Source organism: Stenotrophomonas sp. YIM B13575, from assembly GCF_042787595.1.
GTDB classification, from domain to species: domain Bacteria; phylum Pseudomonadota; class Gammaproteobacteria; order Xanthomonadales; family Xanthomonadaceae; genus Stenotrophomonas; species Stenotrophomonas lactitubi_B.
This window is the reverse complement of sequence record NZ_JBHZOP010000178.1, coordinates 1-7,422: the sequence shown is the minus strand read 5'-3', so window position 1 is coordinate 7,422 and position 7,422 is coordinate 1. Positions and strand designations below refer to the sequence as shown.

The following is a 7,422-nucleotide window of genomic DNA, read 5'->3' as shown; positions in this document are numbered from 1 at the left end:
GCCGGCCCGCGGCCGGCACTACCCGTGGATGGCCCTGCTGCACCGCCGCGAGTGGTGTCACATGCGTCTGGCTAGACTGTGCTTCTTTTTCGTTCGCAGGAGGCACCCATGGCCCATCATCCCGCCGTTACCCTGATCGGCGTCCCCACCGACATCGGGGCGGGCCATCGCGGCGCCCGGCTGGGGCCGGAAGCCCTGCGCGTGGCTGGCCTGCCTGAAGCACTGGAGGCGCGTGGCGTGGACGTGCGCGACCTCGGCAACCTGGACGGCCCACGCAACCCGTGGACCGCGCCGGTGCAGGGCTACCGGCATCTGGACGAAGTGGTGGCGTGGAACCACGCGCTGATGGAAGCCAGCTATGCCGAGCTGCAGGCCGGGCGAATGCCGATCATGCTCGGTGGCGACCACTGCCTGGGCATCGGTTCGATCACCGCCGTGGCACGCTGGTGCCGGGAGCAGGGCAAGGAGCTGCGCGTGCTGTGGCTGGATGCGCATTCGGACTTCAATACCAGTGAGGTGACCCCGTCGGGCAACATCCACGGCATGCCGGTGGCCTGCCTGTGCGGCCTTGGCCCGGATGCGCTGACCAAGCTGGGCGGCACCTCGCCGGCCATCAAGCCTTCGCAGATGCACCAGATCGGCATCCGTTCGGTAGACCCGGAAGAGAAGCGCCTGATCAAGACCCACAAGGTCGATGTCTACGACATGCGCTACATCGATGAGAACGGCATGAAGCGCACCGTGGAAGCGGCGCTGGCCGGCATCGACGAGAACACCCACCTGCACGTCAGCTTCGATGTCGATTTCCTTGACCCGAGCATCGCCCCGGGCGTGGGCACCACCGTGCCGGGCGGGGTGAACTACCGCGAAGCGCAGCTGGTGATGGAGATGATCGCCGACAGCGGGCGCATGGGTTCGCTGGATATCGTCGAACTCAATCCGCTGCTGGACAATCACAACAGCACCGCCGAACTGGCCGTGGACCTGGTGGAAAGCCTGTTCGGAAAATCGACCCTGATGCGCGACTGAGAGGGTCCAGCCTGAACGGTTGGACGAACCGTTCACACGCGCTCCACGCCCCTGCCGCCAGATTGCACCTCACGCGGCAGTGTTGGGTTCAACCAGCCTGCCGCCCCGATCAATACAACCGAACCCCGTGATTGAGCGGGGTAGCGGCAAACCCAAGGAGAAGCCCATGAAGCGCGTAGTTGCCCTGATGCTGTTGTCGATGTTTTCGGTGGCCCTGCTGGCCGGTTGCAACACCGTTGCCGGTGCCGGCAAGGACGTGCAGAAGGCTGGTGAGAAGGTTGAGGATGCTGCCAAGGGCAACTGAGCCTGAGGTGGTGCGCAGTACGGAAAAGGCCGGGATCTTCCCGGCCTTTTTCATGCGCGATTGCCGGGTGTGGACGCCGCGTGTGGATGCGTAGTGAACCATTCAAGCAGGTGAGCAGCGTTTTCATGGCCGGTTGACCGTGCTTCAACGTGCACTGCGCGATGCTGCAGCCACGGTAACAACGCCGTTGCATTCCAAGGAAGCCTCAGCAATGAACAAAGACATCATTTCCGGCAAGTGGTCCCAGCTCAAGGGCAAGGCCCAGGCGAAGTGGGGCGATCTGACCAATGACGATTTCGATGTGGCCGAGGGCAATGCCGAGTATCTGGCGGGCCGCCTGCAGGAGCGCTATGGCTGGGCCAAGGATCGCGCAGAAACCGAAGTGCGCGATTTCGAGAAGGCGATGCACAAGGATTATCCGGACTACAAGTAACCGGAAGTAACCGGGCGCCGCACGCCCGCGTTCTGCCCCCACAGACAACGCCCGCGCCGTAAGGTGCGGGCGTTGCGCTGTGTGGCGATCAACGTGCCGGCGGGTCGGGCACGTAGCGGTTGGGGAAGGCCTGCGGCTGGCGGTCCAGGCGCGACGGCGAATCGAGCAGGATGCCGCGTGCGCGCAGGTTGCGGGCGCTGTCGTAGCGCAGCTGCAGCACCTGTGCCGGGCTGCGGGTGGCGCGTTCGAAATCGGTATCGCGCACCGAGGAACGCTCGCGTGCACCGTGACCGGTGCCCAGCGCGGGTGCCTGCGACTTGGCCGAGTAACCTTCGATGCGGCTGGCGCTGGCGTCGGCGGCCGCCGAGGCTTCGGCCGCCGCCGGTGCCGGCCCGGCGCGCTCGCGCAGGATCGGCTGCGGACGCGGGTACCAGCGGCGCGCCTCTTCGAACACCGCTACGCCAACCACGCCGACGTTGTCGGGGCGGCCGGTGCGGCTGGCGTAGCTGCCACTGGGGCTGCTGAAGACGAACTGGGCCACCTCGTCCTGGGTCTTGCGCCAGCCGGTGATGTCCGCGCGCTGGCCGGGGTTGAGCACGTAACCGGTCTGCGACGGATCGGCATCTTCGCCGGAGATGGCGTTGACGCCGTCCACCGACAGCACCACCAGCACCCGGCGCGGGCTGTCGTTGTACAGGCGCACCGCATAGCGATGGCCGCGCTCACCGGCCACCCAGCGCTGGCCGTCGGCCGGGTAGCTGCGCAGCTCGGTGCCGCGGTCGCGGTCGACCAGGGCCACGCGCACCGGGCCGTCCTGCGGCATCGGCGGGGGCAGCGGGGCCGGGCGGAAGCCGGCCAGGGGCAGGATCAGCAGCAGGGGCAGCAGGCGTTTCATCGGGCGTCTCCAGCGGGGTTGGGTGAATGAACGCGCCGGGGGCCCTGACGGGGTTGACCGTGCGCACGGTAAACTGGCTCCGTTCATAGAAGGTTTCCGCACGCAGTCATGACGACCCGAGTCCTTACCGGCATCACCCCCTCCGGCACGCCCCACCTGGGCAACTACGTTGGCGCCATCCGCCCGGCCATCGCGGCCAGCCGCGCGCCGGACATCGAGAGCTTCTTCTTCCTCGCCGATCTGCACAGCCTGATCAAGTCGCAGGACCCGCAGCGCACCCAGCGCGCGACCCTGGAGATCGCTGCCAGCTGGCTGGCCTGTGGCCTGGACCCGGAACACGTTTGGTTCTACCGCCAGAGCGACATCCGCGAGACCACCGAGCTGATGTGGTTCCTGACCGCCATCGCCAGCAAGGGCATCCTCAACCGCGCCCATGCCTACAAGGCGGCGGTGGACAAGAACCGTGAGGAAGGCCAGGACGAGGACGCAGGTGTCAGCGCCGGCCTGTTCATGTACCCGGTGCTGATGGCGGCCGACATCCTGATCTTCAAGGCTAACCAGGTACCGGTGGGCCGTGACCAGATCCAGCACATCGAGATGGCGCGCGACTTCGCCCAGCGCTTCAACCACGTGTACGGCAAGGAGTATTTCCCGCTGCCGGACGTGGTGATCGACGAGCAGGTGGCAACGCTGGCGGGCCTGGATGGCCGCAAGATGAGCAAGAGTTACCACAACACCATTCCGCTGTTCGTGCCGCGCGAAGAGCTGAAGAAACTGGTGTTCTCGATCCTGACCGACTCGCGTGCACCGGGCGAGCCGAAGGACACCGAAGGTTCGGCGCTGTTCCAGATGTACCAGGCGTTCGCCACCCCGGAGCAGACCGCTGCCTTCGCCAAGGCTTTCGCCGACGGCATCAGCTGGGGCGATGCCAAGCAGCAGCTGTTCGAGCGCATCGACAGCGAACTGTCGCCGCTGCGCGAGCGCTACAACGCGCTGATGGCCGAGCCGGAAAAGATCGAGGCACTGCTCAAGCGCCGGGGCCAGCAGCTGCGTGAGCAGCTGGCGGCACCGCTGCTGGAAGAGCTGCGCCATGCGGTGGGCCTGCGAGATCTGTCCGATGCCGGCGACATCGCCAGCGAAGATGCCGGTGAAGCCCGCGCCGCGCCGCCGCTGTTCAAGCAGTACCGCGAGAAGGATGGCCGTTTCTACTTCAAGCTGACTGCAGGTGACGGCACGCTGCTGATCCAGAGCGAGGGCTTCGACTCGCCGCGTGATGCCGGCCAGTTGATCGCCGTGCTGAAGCAGGCCGAGCAGGGCGACCAGCTGCAGAGCGATCTGTTCAAGCTGGAAGCCGAAGTCGATGCGGTGCTGGCGGCGCTGGCTATGCTGCGCGAAGCGGCCTGACCTGCACCACCTTTGTAGAGCCGAGCCCACGCTCGGCTTTGCTTTGCATATGTAGAGCCGAGCCCACGCTCGGCTTGGCGGAAAAGCAGCCGAGCATTGGCTCGGCTCTACAGTGCATTGCGGCCATGGCATGATGTCGGCGCGCCCCTGGCGCGATGACATGGAGTCTGCAATGGCCTGGTTGTCGCTGCTGCTGTTTCTGCCCTGGTTCATTCTGCTGGGCAGCCTGTATTGGCTGTTTCCGCGCCAGCCGCGTACCGCGCGGCGACGCCTGTTCGATGGCGCCACCCTGGCGCTGGCACTCGCCCTGAGCATCGTGGCGATGCTGTGGGGCCACCACATCGGTCTGGTACAGCCGGGCGCCGGACCGATCTGGCCGCAGGTGCTGGCGGTGCTGTACGCCTATGGCGCGTTCCTGGCGGTGCTGGTGATGGCCCTGTTGCTGCGCCCGCGCTGGTTGCGCCTCTGACGTAGCGCCCCGCGTGTGCCCTCTGTAGAGCCGAGCCCATGCTCGGCTGATGTCTGGCAGAAAGGCAGCCGAGCGTGGGCTCGGCTCTACAGAATTGCCCCCTCCGACCAAAGCCGCATCGATCACGCCATGCCGGCGCGCCTACCATGGGCCTCTGTTCCCGATCCTGCCAGGTGCGCGTCGATGACCGCCGATCCCAGCATCCACACCATCGATACCGGTTTCCAACGGCCTGATTTCGATGCCGCTTACCTGATCATCGAAAACGGCCGTGCCGCGTTCGTCGACTGCGGTACCGGCCTGTCGGTGCCGGCGATGCTGCAGGCCTTGACCGACAACGGGCTGGGCGTGGAGGCGGTGGACTGGCTGCTGCTGACCCACGTGCATCTGGATCATGCCGGCGGCGCTGGCCTGCTGATGCAGCAGTTGCCGAACGCGCGTGCGGTGCTGCACCCGCGCGGCGCGCCACACATGATCGATCCGACCCGGCTGATCGCCGGCGCCACCGCCGTCTATGGCGCCGAGGAAATCGCGCGCAGCTATGGCCGCATCGAGGCGATTCCCGAGCAGCGCGTGGTGGTGGCTGACGACGGCCAGCGCATCGACCTGGCAGGCCGCGAGCTGGTGCTGCTGCATACCCCGGGCCACGCGCTGCACCACTACTGCGTGTGGGATGCGCGCAGCCGCAGTTGGTTCACCGGCGATACCTTTGGCATCTCGTACCGCGAACTGGACAGTGCGCAGGGCGCTTTCATCTTCCCCACCTCATCGCCGGTGCAGTTCGATCCGGACGCGATGAAGGCGTCGATCCAACGCATGCTCGGCTACGCACCGCAGGCGATGTACCTGACCCATTACGGTCGTGTCGAACAGGTCGAAAAGCTGGCCGAAGATCTGTTCGAACAGATCGATGCGATGGCGGCCATCGGCCGCCAGTGCGACGGCCGTCCCGATCGTCATCGCTGCCTGCTGGCCGCGCTGCAGGCGCTGTACCTGGAACGTGCACAGCAGCATGGCTGCGCACTGGACCAGGCTGCGGTAACCGAGGTGCTGGCGATGGATATCGAACTCAACGCGCAAGGCCTGGCCTGCTGGCTGGACCGCGCGTCGCGGTAGATCCACGCCACGCGTGAATGACGCGCGCCCAGGCTGCGCCGCGATGTCACGACCACGTTACACTCTGGTGACTTCCAAGCTAGCCGTGGTACTGCCGTGAACCCGATGCGCGTGTTGCTGCTGTCGTCCTGCCTGTTCGTCGGTGGCCTGGCCCATGCGGCCAATGACCTGCCCGGCGGCGGCATCGATCCGCAGGCGCTGTCGCGTCATGTGCGCGTGCTGGCATCGGACGAATTCGAAGGCCGGGCACCGGCCACCGAAGGCGAAGAACGCACCGTGCAGTACCTGATCGAGCAGTTCCGCAGCTACGGCCTGCAGCCGGGTGGCGTGGACGGCAGCTGGGTGCAGCCGGTGCCGCTGGTGCGCGCGCAGCTGGATGGCCCGGCCAAGGCCAGTCTCGCGCTGAAGGGCGGCAAGCGGGCGCTGGCCAATGGCGTGGACGTGACCCTGCAGAGCCTGCAGCCGCGCAAGCGCGTGCAGATCAAGGATGCGCCGCTGGTGTTCGTCGGCTACGGCATCGACGCGCCCGAGCGCCATTGGAACGACTACAAGGACGTGGACCTGCACGGCAAGATCGCCGTGATGCTGATCAACGACGCCGATTTCGAGGCCGATGCGCCGGGTGCGTTCGATGGCAAGGCGGTGACCTACTACGGCCGCTGGACCTACAAGTTCGAGGAAGCCGCGCGCCGTGGTGCCGAAGGCGTGCTGATCGTGCATGAGACCGCACCGGCCGCCTATGGCTGGGCCACGGTGAAGAGTTCGGGCACCTCGCCGCTGTTCGATATCGAGCGCGGCCAGGCCGAAGCGATGGCCCAGCACACGCCGCTGCGTGGCTGGATGCAGCGCGAGCTCGCCGAGGCGATCTTCGCCGACGCCGGCCTGGATTTCGATGCCGAGAAGCGCAAGGCGATGAGCGCGGACTTCCGTCCGGTTGCGCTGGACAACGCCAAGCTGAGCGTCGATTTCGCGCTCAAGCGCGAGCAGGTGGTGACCCGCAACGTAGTGGCCAAACTGCCCGGCGGCGAGCACGCCGATGAGGCGGTGATCTTCTCGGCGCACTGGGATGCCTTCGGCATCGGCCAGGTCGACGCCAAGGGCGACCGCATCCGCCGCGGTGCGATCGACAACGCCACCGGCGTGGCCACCGTGCTGGAACTGGGCCGGGTGTTCGCCGCCGGCCCGCAGCCGCAGCGCACCCTGTACTTCGTCGCGCTGACCGCCGAAGAGAAGGGCCTGCTGGGCGCCAGCTATTACGCCGCACACCCGCTGGCGCCGCTGGACAAGACCGCTGCGGTACTGAACATCGAGATGTTCAGCCCGGATGGTGCCACCCGTGACATCGCGTCGTGGGGCAAGGGCCGGGTGTCGCTGGAAGGCGACCTGGAACGCGTGGCCAAGGCCCGTGGCCGCAGCTACAGCCCGGACCCGAATCTGGAAGCCGGCTTCTTCTACCGTGCCGACCACTTCGCCTTCGCCCGCCTGGGCGTGCCGGCGATCACCATCGGCCCGGGCCTGGACAAGCTGGACGGCGGTGTCGAGGCTGGCCGCGCGCTGCGCGAGAAGTACTTTGCCGACTGCTATCACCAGGCCTGCGATGCGTGGACGCCGAGCTGGAATCCGGCCGGTCACGCAGCCGATACCCTGCTGGTCTACGACCTGGGCGCGGAGCTGGCCAACAGCCGTCGCTGGCCGCAGTGGGAGAAGGAATCGGAATTCCACGGCGCCCGCGAGAAGAGCGAAGCCGCCCGCCGGTAAACGCACGGCAGTGG

General features: G+C 66.8%; 8 protein-coding genes. 7 read left to right on the top strand and 1 reads right to left on the bottom strand.

Annotated elements, in window-relative coordinates; translation table 11 throughout:
• Positions 1-108 precede the first annotated feature (108 nt).
• From rocF to ACFX4F_RS20325, 3 genes are all read left to right on the top strand, one after another.
• A complete protein-coding gene (rocF, locus tag ACFX4F_RS20335; RefSeq protein WP_380658145.1) occupies positions 109-1,029 on the top strand; it encodes an arginase in 921 nt (306 codons plus the stop codon).
• A 166-nt stretch (positions 1,030-1,195) separates the two neighbouring features.
• Positions 1,196-1,333, top strand: coding sequence for an entericidin A/B family lipoprotein (locus ACFX4F_RS20330; RefSeq protein WP_019661832.1), 138 nt, complete (start codon positions 1,196-1,198; stop codon positions 1,331-1,333).
• A 211-nt stretch (positions 1,334-1,544) separates the two neighbouring features.
• Positions 1,545-1,766: a CsbD family protein gene (locus tag ACFX4F_RS20325; RefSeq protein ID WP_025878332.1), complete on the top strand. Its 222-nt coding sequence runs from the start codon at positions 1,545-1,547 to the stop codon at positions 1,764-1,766.
• Positions 1,767-1,854: 88 nt separating this feature from the next.
• On the opposite strand, the gene ACFX4F_RS20320 is transcribed toward ACFX4F_RS20325, so the two are convergent.
• Positions 1,855-2,661, bottom strand: a complete 807-nt coding sequence (locus ACFX4F_RS20320) for a hypothetical protein (RefSeq protein ID WP_380658142.1) — start codon at positions 2,659-2,661, stop codon at positions 1,855-1,857.
• A gap of 108 nt (positions 2,662-2,769) precedes the next feature.
• On the opposite strand from ACFX4F_RS20320, the gene ACFX4F_RS20315 reads away from it, so the two are divergent.
• The 4 genes from ACFX4F_RS20315 to ACFX4F_RS20300 all read left to right on the top strand — a co-directional run bounded on the left by ACFX4F_RS20315 (position 2,770) and on the right by ACFX4F_RS20300 (position 7,408).
• Entirely contained in the window at positions 2,770-4,065 is a 1,296-nt protein-coding gene (locus ACFX4F_RS20315; protein WP_380658140.1) for a tryptophan--tRNA ligase, read from the top strand.
• Positions 4,066-4,237: 172 nt separating this feature from the next.
• The gene (locus ACFX4F_RS20310; protein ID WP_099819624.1) at positions 4,238-4,534 is read left to right on the top strand and encodes a hypothetical protein; all 297 of its coding nucleotides are present in this window, start codon (positions 4,238-4,240) and stop codon (positions 4,532-4,534) included.
• Between the two features lie 183 nt (positions 4,535-4,717).
• Complete coding sequence (locus ACFX4F_RS20305; RefSeq protein ID WP_099819625.1) at positions 4,718-5,650, top strand: MBL fold metallo-hydrolase; 933 nt, start codon at positions 4,718-4,720, stop codon at positions 5,648-5,650.
• Between the two features lie 105 nt (positions 5,651-5,755).
• On the top strand, positions 5,756-7,408 hold the full coding sequence (locus ACFX4F_RS20300) for a M28 family metallopeptidase (protein ID WP_380658147.1): 1,653 nt from the start codon (positions 5,756-5,758) through the stop codon (positions 7,406-7,408).
• The last annotated feature ends 14 nt before the right edge of the window (positions 7,409-7,422 follow it).

Bases quoted from the DNA above. Each gene is read 5' to 3' on its own strand.
- ACFX4F_RS20300 (WP_380658147.1), top strand. From the start codon at position 5,756: ATGCGCGTGTTGCTGCTGTCGTCCTGCCTGTTCGTCGGTGGCCTGGCC.
- ACFX4F_RS20305 (WP_099819625.1), top strand. From the start codon at position 4,718: ATGACCGCCGATCCCAGCATCCACACCATCGATACCGGTTTCCAACGG.
- ACFX4F_RS20310 (WP_099819624.1), top strand. From the start codon at position 4,238: ATGGCCTGGTTGTCGCTGCTGCTGTTTCTGCCCTGGTTCATTCTGCTG.
- ACFX4F_RS20330 (WP_019661832.1), top strand. From the start codon at position 1,196: ATGAAGCGCGTAGTTGCCCTGATGCTGTTGTCGATGTTTTCGGTGGCC.
- ACFX4F_RS20315 (WP_380658140.1), top strand. From the start codon at position 2,770: ATGACGACCCGAGTCCTTACCGGCATCACCCCCTCCGGCACGCCCCAC.
- rocF (WP_380658145.1), top strand. From the start codon at position 109: ATGGCCCATCATCCCGCCGTTACCCTGATCGGCGTCCCCACCGACATC.
- ACFX4F_RS20320 (WP_380658142.1), bottom strand. From the start codon at position 2,661: ATGAAACGCCTGCTGCCCCTGCTGCTGATCCTGCCCCTGGCCGGCTTC.
- ACFX4F_RS20325 (WP_025878332.1), top strand. From the start codon at position 1,545: ATGAACAAAGACATCATTTCCGGCAAGTGGTCCCAGCTCAAGGGCAAG.